The sequence below is a fragment of the Streptomyces sp. NPDC014764 genome (assembly GCF_043082785.1).
GTDB lineage: Bacteria > Actinomycetota > Actinomycetes > Streptomycetales > Streptomycetaceae > Streptomyces > Streptomyces althioticus.
In genome coordinates this window covers 880,566-901,670 of the sequence record NZ_JBIBXY010000001.1, presented here as the reverse complement: position 1 = coordinate 901,670, position 21,105 = coordinate 880,566, and the positions used below count along the sequence as shown (strand labels likewise).

Sequence of the window (21,105 nt, the reverse complement as noted above, 5' to 3'; positions counted from 1 at the left end):
TGACGAAGCCCCCGGAGGACCGTACTCCGAGGGCTCGTCCGTCCGATGCGGTCAGAAGGCCGCCAAGGGGTTCTTCAGGGTGCCGACGAGCTGGAGGGCGCCCGAGGGGTCCGCCAGGTCGACCATCTGCTTGTTGTTGCGCAGCTGGAGGCGGTTCAGGCAGGACAGCGCGAACTCCGGGGCGAACATGTCGTACCGGGTGAACTTGTCCGCCAGCTCCGGCACCGACGCCTGGTACTCGCGGGTGACCTCCGCGACCGTCCGCCAGAAGCCGTCCTCGTCGAGGACGCCCTCCTCGGCGAGGTTCGCCGCGAGGAAGCGGAAGAAGCAGTCGAAGACGTCGGTGAAGATCGACAGCAGCTTTGTGTCGTCCGGGACCTCGACGCGGATCCTGGACACCTCCGGCGGCAGTACCGCGTCCGGGTCCATCACCGCGATCTCCTCGGCGATGTCCTTGTAGACCGCGCGCTTCACGGCGCCGTCCTCCAGCACCAGGATGACGTTCTCGCCGTGCGGCATGTACACCAGGTCGTAGGCGTAGAAGCTGTGCAGCAGCGGGACGTAGTAGGCCCGCAGGTAGCGCCGCAGCCACTCCTGCGGGGTGAGCCCGGAGCGCTCGATCAGGGCGGAGGCGAAGGACCGGCCCTCGTGGTCGACGTGGACCAGGGACGCCATGGTGGCGAGCGACTCGCCGTCCTCCAGGGACGCCACCGGGCTCTCCCGCCACAGCGCCGCCAGCATCTTGCGGTACGGCGAGTAGCGGTCGGTGGCCTGCTCGTACTCCAGGTGCCGGTAGCCCACGGCGGCGCGCTCCCGGATGATCGACAGTCCCGTGGACCGCAGCACCGGGTCGTTGTCGATCAGGCGGGCCAGCCAGTCGTTGATGGCCGGGGTGGCCTCCATGTAGGCGGCCGACAGGCCCCGCATGAAGCCCATGTTGAGGACGGACAGGGCCGTCTTCACGTAGTGCTTCTCCGGGTGGGAGCGGTTGAAGAAGGTACGTATGGACTGCTGCGCGAGGTACTCGTCGTCGCCCTCGCCCAGCAGCACCAGGTGCCGACGGGCGACCTCGGCGGCGAAGGTGACGGACAGCTTGTTCCACCACTGCCAGGGGTGGACGGGGATCAGCAGATAGTCGGCGGGGTCCAGGTCCTGTGCGCGCAGGACCTCGTGGAAGCCCTCGACGGTCTCCTCGCCCAGCTCCTGGCGGACGAACGACTCGTACTCGATTCCCACGCCCGCAGTGAAGGCGGCCCGTGAGCGGTGGGCGGCCAGCCACACCAGCCGCACCGGGTTCGCGGCCTCCGGGGCGTACTGCCGGTACTCGTGGACGCCGAAACCGAGCCGCCCGTTGTTGGCGACGAAGCAGGGGTGGCCCTCGGTCATGCCGGTCTCGATCGCCTGGAAACCGGCGTCGACCAGCTCGGCGGAGGTGACCTGCGGCTTGGTCAGCTTGTAGCAGGTGCCGGAGAGGGTGGAGGAGATCTCCTCCAGGTACACCGGCAGGATCTCGTCGCTCAGCCCCAGGGACTTCCGCAGCTCGACGAAGAAGTCCAGCGCCGCCGGCTCCAGCTCGGCGCCGTCGCGGTGGCGGACGATCGAGTCGGCGTCGACCTGCCAGTGGTCCAGGCCGCGCAGTGTGGCCGTGAACGTGTAACGGGTCCCGCCGTCGTCGCTGCGGACGACGTACCGGCCGTCACCTGCCGGCTCGGGCGTGACGAGACGCTCGTGCGCGAACTCGGCGAGCGCCTTGCGGATCAGCAGCCGGTTGGCCCGCGCCCAGCGGTGGGGGGACAGATGCGCCACGGCGTCGGACAGGGTCATGCGGAAGCTCCTCGGGCGGCCTCGAACTGTTCGCGCGTGCAGAAGCTCAGCAGCGCGCGCTTCTCCGGCTTGTCGATCTCGCGCTCGGGTTCAAAGCCCACGGCCTCGTTCAGGGCGTGCACGGCCTTGTTGCCGACGTCCGGCTCCACAACGACCCGGCGGGTGGCCGGATCGGCGAACAGCTCCTCCATCACGGCGGTGATGACGGCGCGGGTGAAGCCGTGGACGGGGCGGTCGGTGGGGGCGACCAGGAAGTGCATGCCGACGTCACCCGGCTCGGGCTCGTAGAGCCCGACGAGTTCGACGTACCGGGGGTCGTACTTCTCCATCAGGAAGGCGGGTTCGCCGTCGTGCAGGCCCAGGTAGGCGTGGTGGTGCTCGTGGGCGGCGATGCGCATGTACTCGCGCTCGACGTCCTCGAGCCTCGCGTCCTGCATCATCCAGAACGCCGCCTTGGGATGCGTCACCCAGCGGTGCAGCAGCTCCGCGTCCTTCTCCGGGTCCAGCGGGCGGATCGTGAACGTACCGATGGTGCTCATACGGCGAACTCCTGGAAGGCGATGCTCTTCTCGACCGGGTAGTACTCGGTGCCCAGCAGCTCGCGGATGATCGAGGCGTTGCGGTAGGCGCCCATGCCCAGGTCGGGGCTGGTGATGCTGTGCGTGTGCACGCCCGCGTTCTGCAGGAACACGCCGCGTCCGGTGACGTCGACGGCGTAGTTGCGGGCGACGTCGAAGCGGCCGTGGCCGTCGAAGCGCAGCCGGTCGCGCACCGGCTCCAGGAAGGCGGGCTGCTCGTAGTGGTAGCCGGTGGCCAGCACCAGGCCCTCGGTGGCGATCTCGAAGTCCTTGCCCTGCTCGTCCTGGCGGAAGCCGAGCGTGTACGTCCCGTCCTGGTACCGGGCGGAGGTGAGCGAGGAGTTGGTGAGCAGCCGGGTGGGCACGCCGCGCCCTCCGCTCTCCACGTTCTTCTGGTAGAGCAGGTCGAAGATCGCGTCGATCAGGTCCGAGTTGATGCCTTTGAACAGACCCTTCTGCTGCTTCTCCAGCCGGTAGCGGGTGTCCTCGGGCAGCGCGCGGAAGTAGTCGATGTAGTCCGGGGACGTCATCTCCAGGGTCAGCTTGGTGTACTCCAGCGGGAAGAACCGCGGGGAGCGGGTGACCCAGTTGAGCTGGTAGCCGTGGGCGTCGATCCCGGAGAGCAGCTCGTAGTAGATCTCGGCGGCGGACTGCCCGCTGCCCACGATCGTGACCGACCTCTTCTCCAGCAGCTCCGCCTTGCGCTGCATGTACTGCGCGTTGTGGAAGAGCCCGCCCTCCAGACCGCGGCACGCCTCGGGCACGAACGGCACGGTGCCGGTGCCGAGGACCAGGTGCCGGCACCGGTACGTCGTGCCGGTGGACGTGGCCACGACGTACACCTCGGCCGCGTCGTCCCACGTGACCTCGGTGACCGTGGTGCCGAAGCGGATGCTGCTCAGCTGTGCGGCGGCCCAGCGGCAGTAGTCGTCGTACTCGACGCGCAGCGGGTAGAAGTTCTCCCGGATGTAGAACGAGTACAGCCGGCCCTTCTCCTTCAGGTAGTTGAGGAAGGAGTAGGGGGAGGTCGGGTCGGCGAGGGTGACCAGGTCCGACATGAACGGCGTCTGCAGATGGGCGCCGTCGAGGAACATCCCGGCGTGCCACTCGAAGTCGGGCTTGGACTCCAGGAAGACCCCGGTGAGTTCGTCGACGGGCTCGGTCAGGCAGGCCAGCCCCAGGTTGAACGGGCCCAGCCCGATGCCCACGAAGTCGTAGGCCGGTTCCGTGGTGTCAGCAAGCGCGGTCAAGGGACTCTCCCAGGTACTGCTCGGCGTGGCCGGCGATCAGGTCGAGGACGGCCGTGATGTCGGCCGTCGTGGTCTCGGGGTTGAGCAGGGTGAACTTCAGGTAGTGGCGCCCGGACACCTTGGTGCCCGCGACCACCGCGTCGCCGGAGGCGAACAGGGCCTTGCGGGCGTAGAGGTTGGCCCGGTCGATCTCGGCGGGGCCGGTGACGGCGGCCGGGACGTAGCGGAAGACCAGGGTGGAGAGGCTCGGCTCGACCACCACGTCGAACCGGGGGTCGGCGGCCAGCAGCTTCCAGCCTTCGGCGGCGAGGTCGCACACCTCGTCGAAGAGCGCGCCGATGCCGTCGGCGCCCATCACGCGCAGCGTCGTCCAGAGCTTGAGCGCGTCGAAGCGGCGGGTGGTCTGGAGGGACTTGTCGACCTGGTTGGGGATGCGCTCGGTCACCATGCGGCGCGGGTTGAGGTACTCGGCGTGGTAGGTGGCGTGGCGCAGCGTGGCCGCGTCGCGCACCAGCACGGCCGAGGAACTCACCGGCTGGAAGAAGGACTTGTGGTAGTCGACGGTGACCGAGTCGGCGCGCTCGATGCCGTCGAGACGGTGCCGGTACTTGAGGGAGGCGAGCAGTCCGCAGCCGTAGGCGGCGTCCACGTGCATCCAGGCGCCGTACTGCTCGCACAGGCCCGCGATCTCCGGCAGCGGGTCGATCGAGCCGAAGTCGGTGGTGCCGGCGGTGGCTACGACCGCCATCGGGATCAGCCCCGCCTCGGCGCAGCGCTCCAGCTCGTGGGCGAGCGCGAGGGTCTGCATCCGCTTGTCGTGGTCGACGGGGACCACGACCACGGCGTCGGGCCCGAGGCCCAGCAGTTTCGCGGACTTCTGCACGCTGAAGTGGCTGACCTCGGAGGCGAAGACGCGCAGCTTCCCCAGATCCTGGGTCTTGGTCTCCTCCCGCGCCAGCAGCAGCGCCTGGAGGTTGGACTGGGTGCCGCCGGAGGTGAAGACGCCGTCGGCGGCGGGGCCGAGGCCGATGCGGGCGGCCGTCCAGTCGATCAGTTTCCGCTCGATCAGGGTGCCGCCGGCCGACTGGTCCCAGGTGTCCAGGGAGGAGTTGACGGCGGACAGCACCGCCTCGCCGAGCACGGCCGGGATGACGACCGGGCAGTTGAGATGGGCGAGGTAGCGGGGGTGGTGGAAGTAGACCGCGTCCCTGAGGTAGACGTCCTCCAGCTCGTCCAGCACCGCGGTCGTGTCGCGCAGCGGCTGGTCGAGGTCGATCGCGTCGATGCGCGGGGCGAGGTCGTCGACCGTGACGCCGGTGAACGGCCGGTCGGTGGCGGCGAGTTTGGCGGCCACCCGCTCGACTCCTTCGGTCACGGAGCGTCGGTAGTGCTCCGTGGTGGTGTCGTTGAGCAGGTGCGAGCGCATGTGGGGGTCCTCCGGTGGGGACGGTCCGGTGCGGGGAGAGGTCCAGTGCGGTTCAACTTAGGTTAGCCTAACCAAACTTTTCCGCGGTCATTCCCGTTTCCGTCGTGACCGTCGTCACGTCCATGGCCGGACGCTGCAAACCCTCAACTCGCGTACGGGTCAAGCCTGTTCGCGGAGCTGTTCCTCCGTCAGGCCGCGCCGCCAGTAGCCCACGAACGTCACTCGCCGGCGGTCCACTCCACGCTCACGGACGAAGTGCCGGCGCAGCTGCTTGACCTGGCCGGACTCCCCCGCGATCCACACGTAGGCACGCTCGGCGTCGGGGAGGGCCGTCTGCCCGACGGCGTCCAGGGCCAGCGGGCCCTCCGGTGCGGCGGCGCCCACCCGCACGAACCAGGTGATCTCCGCGTCCGCCGCGGTAGGCAGCTCCTGGACGTCCCCGGCGTGCGGCACCTCCAGCCAGACGTGGGCTCGGATGCCCGCCGGGAGGGACTCCAGGACGGCGGCCGCCGCGGGCAGGGCGGTCTCGTCCGCCCACATCAGCACCGTAGAGGCGTCCTCGGGAGGGCGGAAGCGGATCGCGCGGTTGTCGGCGATCGCGGGGCCGAGCAGCAGCACCCGGTCGCCCACGGCGGCGCGGGCGGCCCAGCGGGAGGCCGGGCCGGCCGCGGCGGACGCGCCCGCCTCCGCGGTGACGCCGTGCAGCACGAAGTCGACGTCGATCTCGGCGGTCCGCCCCAGGGCGTCCGTGCGCAGCGCCCGCAGCGTGTACGAACGCATCACCGCCCTTACGTCGTCGGGCAGTTCGCGCCAGCCCTGCCACCACCCGTCCCCGAGCTCCAGCGGGACGACGGGCGCGTCCTGCCCCGGATGGGGCAGGAACAGCGACAGGGACTGGTCACGCCCGTCGGAGCGGAAGTCACGCAGCTCCGGCCCGGTGAAGGTGACCCGCACCAGCGACGGGCCGATCCGCCGCGTCCCGGCGACCTGGAGGGCGAAGAAACGGAACGGGGCGGCCACGGCAGTCGTCACGGCGTACTCCTGCGAGTCGGGGGCGGCTGGACCTTACGCGGGGGTCAGCTGACCTTCTTGGCCTTCTCGATGGCCTCGGCGAGCGCCTCCACCGGCGCCACGCACTTGTCGTAGGACAGGATCGGCTCGGTGGAACGGGCGATGACCTGGCCGGCCTTGACGGCGGGCAGCTGCTTCCAGGTCGCCTCGGTGATGTCGGCGGGCTGGATGGCCGAGCTGCGGTCGTCCATCATGATGACGTCGGCCTTGTGCTTGTCGACGTTCTCCCAGCTGAGGCTCTCGAACCAGCCGCCGGTGGCCTTCTTGGCCTCCTCCGTCGGCTCCACGAAGTTCACGCCGAGGGCCTTGAAGTACTCCAGGTCGATGGAGAGGTTGGTGCCCGAGACGTAGAACAGCTCGGGGCTCGCCGAGCCGACCAGCACCTTGATCTCGGGCTTGGCCTTGGCGGCCTTGCGCAGCCGCTCCGAGGCCGCCTCGAACCGCTTCTTGGCGTCCGTGACCTTCGCGGCCGTCATGTCGGCGCCGAGCGACTCGGCCAGCTCCCACATCCGCTGGAGCGGGCCGGTGAGCTGACGGTCGAAAACGGAGATGCCGACGCTGGGCGCGAGCTTGGCGATCTTGTCCTTGGACGCCTCGGGTACGTACCAGAGGGTGCCGGCGTCGTCGAACATCGTCGAGATGAGCACGTCGGGCGCGAGGGCCGCGTACTTCTCCACGTTGAACTGGTCCCAGACGTTGCCCAGGACTGTCACCTTGCTGACGTCCATGTCGCCGGCCTGGACGTCGGCCTTGCCGTCCTTGGTCGTGGTCGGGCCGAACACGCCCTTGACCTCGATGCCGTAGTCGTACAGCGCGGCGGCCACGCCCGTGAACGCGACGATGTTCTTCGGCGCCTCGTCCAGCTTCACCGTGGTGCCGCGGTCGTCCTTGAAGCTCCAGGGGCCGGACTTGGCGGAGCCCTTCGTGTCCGCGCCGCCGTCCTTCGCGTCGTCGTCCCCGCAGGCGGTGAGCACGGCACCGAGGCCCAGGGCGCCGCCGGCGGCGAGCAGTCCACGACGGGAGAGGCGTGCGGTTCTGGCGTTCGGCATGGAAGGGTCTGCTTTCGTGCGTACGGGACCGATGTACAAACAGCGTTAGGTTAGCCTAACCAAACGATCTGTCCAGAGGGTGTCCGGTGTTCTCCCCCGGGAAACGCCGGCCGAACGCCGTGATTCAGGTCACCCGGCAGCACGGCAACGGCCCGCGCCGAGTGGCGGCGCGGGCCGTTCGCGGTGCGGGGGCGGTCAGCCCGTCAGGCCCAACTCGCGGGCGATGAGCATCCGCTGGACCTCGCTGGTGCCCTCGCCGATCTCCAGGATCTTCGAGTCGCGCCACATGCGGGCCACCGGGTACTCGTTCATGAAGCCGTAGCCGCCGTGGATCTGCGTGGCGTCACGGGCGTTGTCCACGGCCACCGTCGAGGAGTACAGCTTGGCCAGCGCCGCCTCCTTCTTGAACGGCTCGCCCGCGACCAGCCGGCTCGCCGCGTCCCGCCACGCCAGGCGCGCCGTGTGCGCCTTCATCTCCATGTCCGCGATCTTGAACTGGATCGCCTGGTTGGAGCCGATCGGACGCCCGAACGCGTGCCGTTCCCTGGCGTACTTCACCGACTCGTCCACACAGCCCTGTGCGAGCCCCGTGCCGAGCGCGGCGATGGCGATGCGGCCCTCGTCGAGGATGCGCAGGAACTGCGCGTAGCCGCGGCCCTCCTCGCCCAGCAGGTTCGCCGCCGGGACGCGGACGTCCTGGAAGGACAGCTCACGGGTGTCCGAGGCGTTCCAGCCGACCTTCGAGTACGGGGCGGCCACCGTGAAGCCGGGAGTGCCGGACGGCACGATGATCGCCGAGATCAGGGGCTTGCCGTCGGGCTTGCGGCCGGTGACGGCGGTGACCGTGACCAGACCGGTGACGTCCGTGCCGGAGTTGGTGATGAAGCACTTGGTGCCGTTGATCACCCACTCGTTCGTCGACTCGTCCAGCCGGGCCGTCGTCCGGGTCGCGCCCGCGTCGCTGCCGCCGTCCGGCTCGGTCAGGCCGAACGCGCCGAGTATCTCGCCCGAGCACAGCCGGGGCAGCCACTCGCGCTTCTGCTCCTCGGTGCCGAACAGGTGCAGCGGCATCGCGCCCAGCGAGACGCCCGCCTCCAGGGTGATCGCCACCGAGGAGTCCACCCGGGCCAGTTCCTCCAGGGCCACGCCGAGCGCGAAGTAGTCGCCGCCCATGCCGCCGTACTCCTCCGGGAACGGCAGCCCGAACAGGCCCATGCGGCCCATCTCCCGCACGATCTCGTACGGGAACTCGTGCCGCTCGTAGAAATCGCCGATCTTCGGCGCCACCACGTCGTGCGCGAACTCCTCGACCGTGCGGCGGAGTTCTTCGAGCTCGGGGGAGAGCTTGTGGTCCATGTCGTCACTGCTCCTGGTGGGAGAGGGCTCGTACGGTGCGGGACGGGCTGGGCCGGCCCAGATGGGCGGCCATCCAGACGCTTGTGGCGACCAGACGGCCGAGGTCGACCCCGGTGTCGATGCCGAGGCCTCGCAGCATCCACACGAGGTCCTCGGTGGCGAGATTGCCGGTGGCGGACTTGGCGTAGGGGCAGCCGCCCAGTCCGCCGGCCGAGGCGTCGACCGTGGTGACGCCCTGCTGGAGCGCGGCCAGCGTGTTGGACAGGGCCTGCCCGTAGGTGTCGTGGAAGTGCACGCCCAGCGCGGGGACGGGCACGCCCGCCTCGGTGAGCGCGCGGACCAGGGCGGACACATGACCCGGGGTGGCCACCCCGATCGTGTCGCCGAGGCTCAGCTCGTCGCAGCCCATGTCGAGCAGCGCCCGGCACACCCGCACCACCTGGGGGACCGGGACCGCGCCCTCCCAGGGGTCGCCGAAGCACATGGAGAGGTAGCCGCGCACGTGGACGCCCTGCTCCTTCGCGCGGGCCACCACCGGCTGGAACATGGCCAGCGCCTCGTCCACCGTGCGGTTGAGGTTGGCCTTGGCGAAGGACTCCGTGGCGCTGGCGAACACCGCCACCCGGCGGGCGCCCAGCGCCAGCGCGCGGTCCAGGCCGCGCTCGTTGGGCACCAGCACCGGCAGCTCGACCGGCAGGCCGGACACCGCCGGGTACAGGTCCTCGGCGTCCGCGAGCTGCGGCACCCACTTGGGGTGCACGAAGCTCGTCGCCTCGATCGTGGTCAGGCCCGTGCCGGCCAGCCGGCGGACGAACTCCGCCTTCACGGCCGTCGGCACGGTCGCCTTCTCGTTCTGCAGGCCGTCGCGGGCGCCCACCTCGTGGATCCGCACCCGCGCGGGCAGCCCTTCGGCCGGCACGGCCATGGGCAGGCCCAGCTCGCTCGCGTTCATGCCGTCTCCCCTTCCGCCGGTTCCGCGGTGTCCACGGGCGCGATGACCGCGAGGACCTGGTCCATGGCGACCGTCGCGCCCGGGGACACGTCCAGTTCGGTGACCGTGCCGGCGTGCGGGGCGGAGATGACGTGCTCCATCTTCATCGCCTCCACCACCAGCAGGCTCTGTCCCGCGTCCACCTCGTCGCCGACGGCGACCTTCACCACCGTCACCGTGCCCGGCATCGGCGCGGTCAGCGAGTCGGCGCCCGCCTGACCCGCCCGGGTGAGGGACGCGGCGACCGGGTCGTGGTCCCGCACCTGCCAGGCGTCGCCGTCCCGGCCCAGCCAGGTGCCGTCGGGCAGGGCGGCGAAGGTGTGCGCGACGCCGTCCAGGGCGCAGGTGAACCGGTGCCCGTCGAGCGGCCCGGCGGACGCCCGCAGCGGGGCGTCCGCGCCGGGCAGCAGCAGCTCCGTGCCGCCGTCGGCGGTGGCCCGCACCCGCACGGTCACCGGGTCGTGGCCCGCCGCCCGCAGATGGTGCGCCGTCCAGGCCCGGCCGCCGCCCATCCGCCAGCCGTCGGCGGCGTCGAACGGGTCACGCCAGCCGGGCGCCGCGGCAGGTTCGAGAGCGGCCTGGCGCAGCAGCGACGCCGCCGCGTACACCTCGGCCGGCACCTCGCCGCCGACCAGCGAGTCCACCTCGCGCTCGACCAGCCCGGTGTCCAGTTCGCCGGAGACCACCGCCGGGTGCGCCAGCAGCCGCCGCAGGAAGCCCGCGTTGGTCTGCACGCCCAGCGTCACCGTCCCCGCGAGCGCCGCCCGCAGCTTGCGCAGAGCGGTCGCCCGGTCGGGGCCGTACGCGATGACCTTGGAGAGCATCGGGTCGTAGAGGCTGCCGACCTCGGTGCCCTCGGTGAGCCCGGAGTCGGTGCGCACGCCGTCGCCCTGCGGCTCGCGCAGCCGCAGCACCGTGCCGCCGGAGGGCAGGAATCCGCGCGCCGGGTCCTCGGCGCACAGGCGCGCCTCGACCGCGTGGCCCGTGAGGCGGACGTCGTCCTGCCCGAACGCCAGCGGTTCGCCCGCCGCCGCCCGCAGCTGCCACTCCACCAGGTCGAGCCCGGTGACGAGCTCGGTGACCGGGTGCTCCACCTGGAGCCGGGTGTTCATCTCCATGAAGTAGTACGCCGACGGGTCGTCGCCCGGGACGATGAACTCCACCGTGCCCGCGCCCCGGTAGCCGCAGGAGCGGGCCGCCTGCACGGCCGCCTCACCCATCGCGGCCCGCGTCCTCTCGTCGAGGAGCACACTGGGCGCCTCCTCGACGATCTTCTGGTGCCGCCGCTGGAGCGAGCACTCGCGCTCGCCCAGGTGCACCACGTTGCCGTGGCCGTCGGCCAGCACCTGGATCTCGATGTGCCGGGGCCGGTCGATCCACCGCTCCACCAGGAGCGTGTCGTCGCCGAAGGAGGCGCGGGCCTCGCGCCGGGCGGCGGCGATCTCGTCCGCCAGCCGCGTCTCGTCCCGCACCAGTCGCATGCCCTTGCCGCCGCCGCCCGCCGACGGCTTCAGCAGCACCGGCATGCCGATCTCCCGGGCCGCGTCGACGAGCTGCGCGTCCGTCAGCCCGCTGCCGCTGGAGCCGGGCACCACCGGCACCCCGGCCGCCTTCACCGTCTCCTTCGCGCGGATCTTGTCGCCCATCAGGGCGATGGCGTCCGCCGGGGGTCCGATGAACGCGAGCCCCGCCGCCTCGCAGGCCCGCGCGAACTCCGCGTTCTCGGCGAGGAAGCCGTACCCCGGGTGCACCGCCCGCGCGCCGGTGCGCGCGGCCGCCTCCAGCAGCCGGTCCGCCGACAGGTAGCTCTCCGCGGCCGGCGCCGGCCCGATCCGCACCGCCGTGTCCGCCTCCCGGACGTGCCGGGCGCCCGCGTCCGCGTCGGAGTACACCGCCACCGAGCGCACGCCCAGCGACCGCAGCGTGCGGACGACGCGGACGGCGATCTCGCCCCGGTTCGCCACCAGCACCGTGTCGAACATCTGATCAGTCATCGTCAGGGGTCCCCTCACATCCGGAAGACGCCGAACTGGGGATCACCCAGGGGCGCGTTGGCGCACGCGGTCAGGGCCAGTCCCAGCACCTGCCGGGTGTCCATCGGGTCGATCACGCCGTCGTCCCAGAGGCGGGCCGTCGCGTAGTAGGCGTTCCCCTGGCGCTCGTACTGGGCGCGGACCGGGTCCTTGAAGGCCTCTTCCTCGTCCGCGGGCCACTCCTCGCCGCGCGCCTCCAGCTGGTCCCGCTTGACGGTCGCGAGCACCGAGGCGGCCTGCTCGCCGCCCATCACCGAGATCTTGGCGTTCGGCCACATCCACAGGAAGCGGGGGGAGTAGGCGCGGCCGCACATCGAGTAGTTGCCCGCGCCGTAGGAGCCGCCGACCACGACGGTCAGCTTCGGCACGCGCGTGCAGGCGACGGCCGTGACCATCTTGGCGCCGTGCTTGGCGATGCCGCCCGCCTCGTAGTCCTTGCCGACCATGAAGCCCGAGATGTTCTGCAGGAACAGCAGCGGGATGCCGCGCTGGTCGCACAGCTCGATGAAGTGGGCGCCCTTCTGGGCCGACTCGGAGAACAGGATGCCGTTGTTGGCGACGATCCCCACCGGGTGGCCGTGGATGTGCGCGAAGCCGGTGACCAGGGTCTGCCCGTACTCCGCCTTGAACTCGGCGAACCGGGAGCCGTCGGTGATCCGGGCGATGATCTCGCGGACGTCGTAGGGGGTGCGGGAGTCGACCGGCACCGCGCCGTACAGCCCGGCCGGGTCCACCTTGGGCTCGACGGCCGGCTCCACCCGCCAGGGCAGCTGACCGCGCGCGGGGAGCGTGGAGACGATCTGCCGCACGATCCTCAGCGCGTGCGCGTCGTCCTCGGCGAGGTGGTCGGTGACCCCGGACACCCGCGAGTGCACCTCGCCGCCGCCCAGCTCCTCAGCCGTGACCACCTCGCCGGTGGCCGCCTTCACCAGCGGCGGACCGCCGAGGAAGATCGTGCCCTGGCCCCGCACGATCACCGCCTCGTCGCTCATCGCGGGCACGTACGCGCCGCCCGCCGTGCAGGAGCCGAGCACCGCCGCGATCTGCGGGATGCCGGCGCCGGACATCCGGGCCTGGTTGTAGAAGATGCGGCCGAAGTGGTCCCGGTCCGGGAAGACCTCGTCCTGCATCGGCAGGAAGGCGCCGCCGGAGTCCACCAGGTAGACGCAGGGCAGCCGGTTGTCCAGGGCCACCTCCTGCGCGCGCAGGTGCTTCTTCACGGTCATCGGGTAGTAGGTGCCGCCCTTGACGGTGGCGTCGTTGGCGACGACCACGCACTCGCGGCCCGCGACCCGGCCGATCCCGGCGATCACCCCGGCCGCCGGCGCCTGCCCGTCGTACAGCCCGTCGGCGGCCAGCGGGGCCAGCTCCAGGAAGGGCGAGCCGGGGTCGAGGAGGGTGTCCACCCGGTCGCGCGGGAGCAGCTTCCCGCGCGCGGTGTGGCGGGCGCGCGCCCGCTCGCCGCCGCCGAGAGCCGCCGCGGCCAGCTTGCCGCGCAGCTCCTCGACGAGGGCGCGGTGCGCCGCCTCGTTGGCCCGAAAGGCCTCCGACGCGGGATCTGCCGCGCTGTGAAGCTCCGGTGCCTCATGCATCCTGCGGGTCCCCTCACGTGTTAATGAGCGTTAACGCATTTCCTCCAGGTTAACGACCGCTAACCTCCCTGTCTAGAATCGTCTTCATGGCCACCAGAACCGACGCCCCCACCCGCCGTGAGCAGATCCTCAGGGAGGCCGCCCGGCTCTTCGCCGAGCGCGGCTTCCACGGCGTCGGGGTCGACGAGATAGGCGCCGCGGTCGGCATCAGCGGACCCGGGCTCTACCGGCACTTCGCGGGCAAGGACGCGATGCTGGCGGAGCTGCTGGTCGGCATCAGCGAGTCGCTGCTGACGGGTGCGAAGCGGCGGCTCGCCGAGGCGGACGGAGCCGGGGGAGTGGCTCCCGGGGCGGTCCTCGACTCGCTGATCGAGGGGCACATCGACTTCGCGCTCGACGACCGCCCGCTCATCACCCTGCACGACCGTGAGCTGGACCGCCTCCGGGACGCCGACCGCAAGCTGGTGCGCCAGCTCCAGCGGCAGTACGTCGAGCTGTGGGTGGGCGTGGTGCGCCGCCTCTACCCGGACCTCGCCGAGCCCGCCGCCCGTTCGGCGGTCCACTCGGTCTTCGGTCTCCTCAACTCCACCCCGCACCTCACCCGCCCGGGCTCCCTGCCGGACCGCGCGGGCACGGCGGAGCTGCTGCACCGGATGGCCCGGGGGGCGTTCGCGGCGGCGGCGGACTCCTGAGGGGCGCGGCCCTTCTCGCGGAGTGACGAGCGTTACGGGGCGCCCGGTCTGGACGCCTGTGGATACTCGCCGGTACCTTACTCTGAGCAAGCGCTTAGCCAAACGGGCCGCAGCCATCAATTGAGGAACCCCGACGGCGAGCAACCAGGTACGCGAGAGCGGCGCCGGTTCAGGCGCAGGGATTGGGGTGGCGGACAGTGCGCCGTACGGTTTTCAACGAGGATCACGAGGCGTTCCGGGAGACCATCCGCGCCTTCATCGAGGCCGAGGTCGTCCCCGTCTACGACGAGTGGTTCGCGGCGGGCCAGGCGCCCCGCGACTTCTACTACAAGCTCGGTGAGCTGGGCATCTTCGGCATCAGCGTGCCGGAGGAGTACGGCGGCGCGGGCATGGACACCCACAAGTTCGAGGCCGTCCTGTACGAGGAGACGGCCCGCGCGGGCGTCCAGTTCGGCGGCTCCGGCGTGCACGTGCTGCTCGCCCTGCCCTACCTCAAGATGCTGGCCACGGACGAGCAGAAGAAGCGCTTCCTGCCGAAGTTCGTCACCGGCGAGGAGATGTGGGCCATCGCGATGACCGAGCCGGGCACCGGCTCCGACCTCGCGGGCATGAAGACCACCGCCAAGCTGAGCGAGGACGGCACCCACTACGTCCTCAACGGCGCCAAGACCTTCATCACCGGCGGTGTGCACGCCGACAAGGTGATCGTCTGCGCCCGCACCGCGGCCCCGACCGCCGAGGACCGCCGTCACGGCATCTCCCTGTTCGCCGTCGACACCAAGTCCGAGGGCTACTCGGTCGGCCGCAAGCTCGACAAGCTCGGCCTGAGGACCTCCGACACCGCCGAGCTGGCGTTCGTCGACGTCAAGGTCCCCGTCGAGGACCTCCTCGGCGAGGAGAACAAGGGCTTCTACTACCTCGGCCACAACCTGGCCTCCGAGCGCTGGGGCATCGCCTTCGGCGCGTACGCCCAGGCCAAGGCCGCCGTCCGGTTCGCCAAGCAGTACGTGCAGGACCGCACCGTCTTCGGCAAGCCGGTCGCCCACTTCCAGAACACCAAGTTCGAGCTGGCCGCCTGCCAGGCCGAGGTGGACGCCGCCGAGGCCGTCGCCGACCGCGCCACCGAGGCCCTGGACGCCGGCGAGCTCACGCCCGCCGAGGCCGCCAGCGCCAAGCTGTTCTGCACCGAGGTCGCCCACCGCGTCATCGACCGCTGCCTCCAGCTGCACGGCGGCTACGGCTACATGAACGAGTACCCGATCGCCCGCCTGTACGCGGACAACCGGGTCAACCGCATCTACGGCGGCACCAGCGAGATCATGAAGTCGATCATCGCCAAGGACATGGGCCTGTAAGGTCCCGGAAATCCCTGCCGTATACAACTGATTCCATGAGTCAGGCTCTTCAGGAACTCCTCGATCTGCTCGACCTCGAGCAGATCGAGGAGAACATCTTCCGCGGCCGGTCCCGCGCCTCCGCCGTCCCCCGTGTCTTCGGGGGACAGGTGGCGGCGCAGGCCCTGGTCGCCGCGGGGCGCACCGTCCCCGCGGACCGGCCGCCGCACTCGCTGCACGCGTACTTCCTGCGCATCGGCGACCCGGGCGCGCCGATCGTCTACACCGTCGACCGGATCCGCGACGGCCGGTCCTTCACCACCCGGCGGGTGGTGGCCGTCCAGCACGGCAAGCCGGTCTTCCACCTCTCCGCGTCCTTCCAGACGCACGAGGAGGGCCTGGACCACCAGGAGCCGATGCCGACGTCCCCGGACCCGGAGACGCTTCCCACCTCCGAGGAGCGGCTGCGGAGCTACCCGCACCTGTCGTCGGACGTGGTGCACCGCTATCTCGGCGCCCGCGCCGCCGTCGACATGCGCTACGTCGACGACCCGCCCTACGGCCGCTTCGGCGCACCGCGCGACCCGCATTCGCAGGTCTGGTTCCGCACCAACGGCAAGGTCGAGGGCGACGACCCGCTGCTGCACGTCGTGCTCGCCACGTACGTCTCCGACATGACGCTGCTGGACTCGATCCTGCTCGCCCACGGGCGCGGCGGCTGGGCCGTCGGCGACGTGGTCGGGGCGTCCCTGGACCACGCGATGTGGTTCCACCGCCCGTTCCGCGCGGACGAGTGGCTGCTGTACGACCAGCAGTCCCCGTCGGCCCACGGCGGCCGGGGACTCGGCCAGGGCCGCATCTACACCCAGGACGGCAGGCTCGCGGTCTCGGTCATCCAGGAGGGCGTGGTCCGCGTCCCCCGCGACGAGTGACCTCGCGGGCGGAAACCCCGGTGACCCCACCGGAGCGGAGGCCTACGCTGCCCCGGTGAGAAGACACCGCAGGCTGCGCACCCTCGTCGTCGACGGCACGGCCTGGCACTGGACCGTCCGCCAGCGGGTGCTGCCCGCCTACGAGGACTGCCGGCTGTCGCTGTCCTTCTTCACCGAGGGGTACCGCTCCGGGACCGGACGCAGGCTGACCCTGGTGTTCGCCCCGGGGGACCGCCGGATCGTGTCGAACGACTACTTCGAGGCGGGCGCGGTGATTCGGCTCCCCGGCCACGAGTACCTCAACCTGCACGCGCCCGGGACGGCCCGGCGCCTGCTGGACGCGGCGGCACCCGCCCTGGAACGGCACCCGGCCGTCCGGGACGTCGGGCTGGACGGCTGGCCGTACTTCGACCGGGTGGTGGACGGCCGTCCGGCAGCCGGAGCTCAGGCCAGCCCCGCCTCCGCCAGCAGGTAGGCCGTCATCGGGTCGTAGTGACGCGGGCTCGTCACGTGGTCGTCGAGCGGGACCGTGACCTGGACGGTGCCCTCGGCCTCGGCGAGGAACAGCGCCGGGTCGTTGCAGTCGGCGTACCCGACGGAGTCCACGCCGTACTGGCCGGCGGCGCCCGCCCAGCCGTGGTCGGCGACCACCAGGTCGGGCAGCGGTCTCCCCTCCCGCTCCAGCGCCGTCAGGATGGTCTTCATCGGCGCGCCGGAGTGGGTGTGCCACAGCGTGGCCCCGTGCTCCAGCACCGCCACGTCGGCGAACTGCATCACGTAGCCCTCCTCCGTGGTCAGCCCGTCCGGGATCACCACGATGTCGCAGCCGGCCGCCCGCAGCGCGGCGGCCGTCGCCCGGTGCACGTCCAGCAGACCGCCCGGGTGACCGGTCGCAAGGAGCACCCGCTGGCGTCCCTCCGCCGCCTTGCGCAGCCGCCCCGCCATCCGCTCCAGGCCGTCGACCGTCAGCTCGGGGTCGATGGTGTCCTGCCCGTACCGGTGCTCCGGGTCGTCGTTCACGCCGACCCGCTCGGCCATCACCGCGAGCACGTCCTGCTCGTCGGTCCAGCGCTCGCCGAGCTCCAGTCCGAGCCAGTAGTGCCGGTCGCCGTTCGCCAGCTTCCGGTAGTGGGAGAGGTTGTTCTCGCGGGGCGTGGCGACCTCGCCCGCGATGCGGGTGGCGACCAGGTGTTCGACGAGTTCGGCGCGGCTGGGGGTCCCGGGTATCGGCATGCGTCCATTGTGAGGCAGGGAACAGGGGGCGTCCCTGGCGTATCGCGCGCTGGGACGTGCGTCACGTACTCAGACGACTGCGTACGGCTACTCACACCGCGCCCTCCGGCGGTCGCCCGGGCCCTACGCCACCCTGACCACGTACTTGCCCCGGACACCGCCCGCCTCCAGCGCACGGTGGGCCGCCGCCGTCTCCTCCAGGGAGGAGAAGACCGTGTCCGCCGCGGGGCGCAGCGCCCCCTCGGCCACATGGCGGGCCAGGGCTTCGAAGTCGGCCTGCCGGGGGTCGCCGCTGAAGAAGCGCACCCGGCCGCGCCCGTGGACCGCGCTGCCCGCGATGTACCCGAGCGACGCGAGGGGCCTGCCCAGGTCGAAGGCGATGGCGACCATGCGCCCGCCGGGAGCCAGCAGGTGCCGGAAGGTCCGCAGGTCGGTCCCGACGGTGTCCAGGACCACGTCGAAGCGGCCCAGCTCCGCCGGCCGCACCCCCCGGTGGTCGACGGCCTCGTGCGCGCCGAGTCCGCGGACGAAGTCGAGGTTGGCCGCGCGGGCGAGGGCCGTGACCTCGGCGCCGTACGCGCGTCCGAGCTGGACGGCGGCGCTGCCCACACCGCCCGCCGCGCCCCGGACGAGCAGCCGTTCGCCGGGGCGGAGCCCGGCCTTGTGCCGCAGCGCGGTGACGGCCGTGGTGGCCACGGGGAGCGCGGCGGCCTCCACCGGGTCGAGACCGTCGGGGAGCCGGCCGACGCGATCCGCGGACACGGTCACGTACTCGGCGGCGCTGCCGAACCCGGTCCGCCCCAGCACCCCCCACACGAGGTCACCGGCTGTGAATCCGGTGACCCCGGCGCCCGCCGCGACGACCTCGCCGGTGAGGTCCAGTCCCACGCGCTTGGGGAAACGCCGGCCGAGCAGGAGGCGCAGCCGACCCGAACGGGCGGTCACTTCACCGCCGTTGACGCTGAACGCGCGCACCTTCACCAGGACCTCGCCGGGGGCCGGCTCGGGACGGGGCACGCGGCCCACGTAGAGCACGTCGGGGCCGCCGTAGCGGTCGTACAGCACTGCCTTCATCATGCGGTCGTTCATCGTTCGGCCTCGCCACCGTGGTCGTGTTCCGGGTTCCGCCACCGACCGTAGGCTGGTAAGCGGACGCAATCGTCCGTTTGCGGCGGAAGCGAGAGACAGTGACGACGGAATCCTCTCGGAAGACGGACCGGGACGCGGTGCGGGCGGACGCCCGGCGCAACCGGGAGCGTCTCCTCACCGCGGCCCGCGCGGTCTTCGCGGAGCACGGGATCGACGCCCCGATGGCGACCGTGGCCCGTCGGGCCGGGGTCGGCGTGGCGACGCTGTACCGGCACTTCCCGACCCGGGACGCGCTGGTGCGGGGAGCGTTCGCACGGCAGATGGAGACGTGCGGCCGGGCCCTCACCGACGCGCTGGCCGCCGACGACGCCTGGACGGGCCTGCGGCAGTTGGTCGAGACGGTCTGCGCGCTGCAACGGGAGGAGCGCGGGTTCCCGTCCGCGTTCCTCAAGGCCTTCCCGGACACCGCGCCGGAACACGCACGGGTCCGGGGGGCGGCCGAGCGGAGCCTCGCGACCCTGGTGCGCAGGGCCCAGGCCTCGGGCGCGATGCGCCCCGACGTCCACCCGTCCGACGTCGTCGTGGCCCTGGTGGCCCACTGCGGTCTCGTGGCCGCCCTTCCGGACGACGGCGCCGCGTCCCGCCGCTTGGTGGCCCACCTGCTCCGCTCGTTCCGCGCGGACCCGGCCGCCGGCGAACCGCTGCCCCCGCCGGCCGCGCTGACACTCCGCGGCCTGCCGGCGGCCCCCGCCGGTCACCGGAGACGGCCCGGCGGAGCCTGACGGGCCGGGCACCGGCCGCCGCGGCCCCCCTCCCGCCCTAGGGCCTTTCGTTTGGATCAGCCTGGCTGTGAGGGCGGTGCGCCTTCGTCCGGCCCGAGCGGGGTGTGGTGCGTGCAGCTGCAAGGCGGAGGAGGGCGTCAACGCGATGGGGGTCCCTCCCGCGCGAGCGAAGCCGAGCGTGGGGGAGTCGGCACGACGACAACGCCGCAGATGCGCGTGCCAGACCCCGCGACGCCGGGATGATCCAAACGAAAGGCCCTAGGTCCGCCGCAACGCGAACCACAGCTCCATTCGGACGTCCGGGTCGTCCAGGTCCGCGTCCAGCAGGGCCGCGCAGCGGGCGATCCGCTGCCTGACCGTGTTGCGGTGCACGTCGAGGGCGACCGCCGTGCGGTCCCAGCTGCCGTGGAGGGACAGCCAGGTGCGCAGGGTGTCGACCAGGGCCGGGGATCGCCTTATGGGCGCGAGGAGGGCGCGGGCGTGGGCCTCCGCCTCGGCCGGGGGGACCAGGTCCGTCAGCGTCGTCGGGCGGTCGCCGTGGCGGAGCAGCGGGGTGCGGGTGGCGCGGGCGCGGGCCAGGGCGCGGGCGGCCTGGGTGTCGGCGGCCGGCCAGTCCCGGGGGGCCGCCGCCGCGCTGACGCCGAGCGTCCAGCCCGGCACCCGCTCCACCGCCCGCCCGTCGGGCACCAGCACGCGCACCACCTCGCCCGCCACGTCCACCAGGGACGAGCCGAGGGCGGCGCCCAGCGCGGACGCGGCCACCGGGTCCGGCGCGGTCCGCCCCTCCGGCCTGCCGTGCACCACCCGCCACCGGTCCCCGCCGAGCAGCGGCGCCACCTCCACGGGCGCCGCGCCCAGCAGCAGCCGGACCAGCGCGAAGGAGCGGCCGGCGCCCGAGCCGCTGTGCCGTTCGCCGGTGAGCAGGGAGAGCAGCACGGCCGCGACGGACGCGATGGTGTGGTCGCCCGCGTCCCGCTGCGGGGCGGCCGTCCCGAGCACGAACCCCTCCCCGTTGCCCAGCGCGTGCGCGACCAGCCGCACACCGGCCACCGTGTCGGACGCGGAGGAGGGCCGGGCGTCCGAGGGCTCCAGCCCCGACGGCCGGACGACCTCCGCGAGTTTCGCCAGCGCCGTCCGCACCTCCTCGCCCGGCTCCGGCCCCGCGCCCGCGAGCCGTGTGCCCTCGGGGCCGTACAGCACCGCGCGGCCGCCCAGGCGGCGGGCGAGCTGCTGGAGGACGGAGGGGACCGGATCCGGGCGGGCGGCGGCGGTGGCCAGGCTCTGCTGGGCCTCCGTGACCCGCCGCAGCTCGGTCGTGCGGGCCTGCGCCATCAGCTGCCACAGCGCCCGCGCCACCGCCGAGAACGTCGTCCTGGGCGGGACCTCGACGAGCGGCAGGCCGTGCATCTCGCACGCCTCCACCAGCGCCCCTGGCACCGTGTCGTGCACCGGCGCGACACCGAAACCGAGCGCCGCCCCGCCCGCCGCGACGATCCGCGACACGTACGCGTCGAAGTAGCCCGCGCCCGCCCCGTCCGGGACGTGCACGCCCGCCGACAGCAGCAGCTCGCCGCCCAGCAGGTACGGGTAGGGGTCGGCCATCTCGGAGGTGTGCGCCCAGTGCACCACGACTGCCGGGTCCGCGGGGCCCGCGATCCGGCGCAGGCCCAGGTCCGCGCGGGTGAGCAGCGCGTCCAGGGGGACGGGTGGGGTGGGCGGAACAGTAGGGTCCGGCATGGTGGACGTTTCCTCCAGCCCAGGCTGTCGATCTGGATGAAACGTACACTTCGCAGCCGCTTTTCGGCCACCTAAGGTCGGGTCACCGGCACCCCGCGGGTACGGGCGGATGTCCCCGCGTGGCCGCCGGTGAGCG

18 protein-coding genes are annotated in these 21,105 nt (G+C 72.1%); 5 read left to right on the top strand and 13 right to left on the bottom strand.

Features of this window, described 5'->3' with window-relative positions; genetic code table 11:
• Positions 1-51: 51 nt before the first annotated feature.
• The 10 genes from ACF1AG_RS04055 to ACF1AG_RS04010 all read right to left on the bottom strand — a co-directional run bounded on the left by ACF1AG_RS04055 (position 52) and on the right by ACF1AG_RS04010 (position 13,170).
• Positions 52-1,824 (bottom strand): IucA/IucC family siderophore biosynthesis protein, encoded by a 1,773-nt coding sequence (locus ACF1AG_RS04055; RefSeq protein ID WP_359602864.1) that lies wholly within the window; start codon positions 1,822-1,824, stop codon positions 52-54.
• On the bottom strand, positions 1,821-2,363 hold the full coding sequence (locus ACF1AG_RS04050) for a GNAT family N-acetyltransferase (RefSeq protein WP_359602866.1): 543 nt from the start codon (positions 2,361-2,363) through the stop codon (positions 1,821-1,823). Before ACF1AG_RS04050 ends, ACF1AG_RS04055 begins: the two co-directional genes overlap by 4 nt.
• Entirely contained in the window at positions 2,360-3,652 is a 1,293-nt protein-coding gene (locus ACF1AG_RS04045) for a lysine N(6)-hydroxylase/L-ornithine N(5)-oxygenase family protein (RefSeq protein ID WP_359602868.1), read from the bottom strand. The genes ACF1AG_RS04050 and ACF1AG_RS04045 overlap by 4 nt, the downstream gene beginning before the upstream one ends.
• Positions 3,636-5,078 carry a lysine decarboxylase DesA gene (gene desA, locus ACF1AG_RS04040; protein WP_359602870.1) on the bottom strand — a complete coding sequence of 481 codons (1,443 nt, stop codon included), beginning with the start codon at positions 5,076-5,078 and terminating at the stop codon, positions 3,636-3,638. The genes ACF1AG_RS04045 and desA overlap by 17 nt, the downstream gene beginning before the upstream one ends.
• A gap of 159 nt (positions 5,079-5,237) precedes the next feature.
• Positions 5,238-6,110, bottom strand: a complete 873-nt coding sequence (locus ACF1AG_RS04035) for a siderophore-interacting protein (protein WP_359602872.1) — start codon at positions 6,108-6,110, stop codon at positions 5,238-5,240.
• A gap of 44 nt (positions 6,111-6,154) precedes the next feature.
• Positions 6,155-7,198, bottom strand: a complete 1,044-nt coding sequence (locus ACF1AG_RS04030; protein ID WP_359602874.1) for an ABC transporter substrate-binding protein — start codon at positions 7,196-7,198, stop codon at positions 6,155-6,157.
• Between the two features lie 195 nt (positions 7,199-7,393).
• Positions 7,394-8,554: an acyl-CoA dehydrogenase family protein gene (locus tag ACF1AG_RS04025; RefSeq protein WP_359602876.1), complete on the bottom strand. Its 1,161-nt coding sequence runs from the start codon at positions 8,552-8,554 to the stop codon at positions 7,394-7,396.
• 4 nt (positions 8,555-8,558) lie between these two features.
• The gene (locus tag ACF1AG_RS04020; protein WP_359602878.1) at positions 8,559-9,506 is read right to left on the bottom strand and encodes a hydroxymethylglutaryl-CoA lyase; all 948 of its coding nucleotides are present in this window, start codon (positions 9,504-9,506) and stop codon (positions 8,559-8,561) included.
• Positions 9,503-11,527, bottom strand: coding sequence for an acetyl/propionyl/methylcrotonyl-CoA carboxylase subunit alpha (locus tag ACF1AG_RS04015; RefSeq protein ID WP_359602903.1), 2,025 nt, complete (start codon positions 11,525-11,527; stop codon positions 9,503-9,505). Before ACF1AG_RS04015 ends, ACF1AG_RS04020 begins: the two co-directional genes overlap by 4 nt.
• 26 nt (positions 11,528-11,553) lie before the next feature.
• Positions 11,554-13,170: a carboxyl transferase domain-containing protein gene (locus tag ACF1AG_RS04010; RefSeq protein ID WP_359602879.1), complete on the bottom strand. Its 1,617-nt coding sequence runs from the start codon at positions 13,168-13,170 to the stop codon at positions 11,554-11,556.
• Positions 13,171-13,256: 86 nt separating this feature from the next.
• On the opposite strand from ACF1AG_RS04010, the gene ACF1AG_RS04005 reads away from it, so the two are divergent.
• From ACF1AG_RS04005 to ACF1AG_RS03990, 4 genes are all read left to right on the top strand, one after another.
• Positions 13,257-13,862 (top strand): TetR/AcrR family transcriptional regulator, encoded by a 606-nt coding sequence (locus ACF1AG_RS04005; protein ID WP_359602881.1) that lies wholly within the window; start codon positions 13,257-13,259, stop codon positions 13,860-13,862.
• A gap of 197 nt (positions 13,863-14,059) precedes the next feature.
• Positions 14,060-15,217 carry an acyl-CoA dehydrogenase family protein gene (locus ACF1AG_RS04000; protein ID WP_359602883.1) on the top strand — a complete coding sequence of 386 codons (1,158 nt, stop codon included), beginning with the start codon at positions 14,060-14,062 and terminating at the stop codon, positions 15,215-15,217.
• Positions 15,218-15,252: 35 nt separating this feature from the next.
• Complete coding sequence (tesB, locus tag ACF1AG_RS03995; RefSeq protein ID WP_359602885.1) at positions 15,253-16,128, top strand: acyl-CoA thioesterase II; 876 nt, start codon at positions 15,253-15,255, stop codon at positions 16,126-16,128.
• 55 nt (positions 16,129-16,183) lie between these two features.
• Complete coding sequence (locus tag ACF1AG_RS03990) at positions 16,184-16,603, top strand: hypothetical protein (protein ID WP_359602887.1); 420 nt, start codon at positions 16,184-16,186, stop codon at positions 16,601-16,603.
• Here ACF1AG_RS03990 and ACF1AG_RS03985 read toward each other — a convergent pair.
• Complete coding sequence (locus ACF1AG_RS03985; protein ID WP_228916738.1) at positions 16,573-17,361, bottom strand: phosphatase; 789 nt, start codon at positions 17,359-17,361, stop codon at positions 16,573-16,575. The genes ACF1AG_RS03990 and ACF1AG_RS03985 overlap by 31 nt on opposite strands.
• 123 nt (positions 17,362-17,484) lie before the next feature.
• Entirely contained in the window at positions 17,485-18,450 is a 966-nt protein-coding gene (locus tag ACF1AG_RS03980; RefSeq protein WP_359602889.1) for an NAD(P)-dependent alcohol dehydrogenase, read from the bottom strand.
• Positions 18,451-18,548: 98 nt separating this feature from the next.
• Here ACF1AG_RS03980 and ACF1AG_RS03975 point away from each other — a divergent pair, with 98 nt between their 5' ends.
• Positions 18,549-19,232, top strand: a complete 684-nt coding sequence (locus tag ACF1AG_RS03975) for a TetR/AcrR family transcriptional regulator (protein WP_359602891.1) — start codon at positions 18,549-18,551, stop codon at positions 19,230-19,232.
• A gap of 258 nt (positions 19,233-19,490) precedes the next feature.
• On the opposite strand, the gene ACF1AG_RS03970 is transcribed toward ACF1AG_RS03975, so the two are convergent.
• Entirely contained in the window at positions 19,491-20,969 is a 1,479-nt protein-coding gene (locus tag ACF1AG_RS03970; protein WP_391809279.1) for a helix-turn-helix domain-containing protein, read from the bottom strand.
• Between the last annotated feature and the right edge of the window lie 136 nt (positions 20,970-21,105).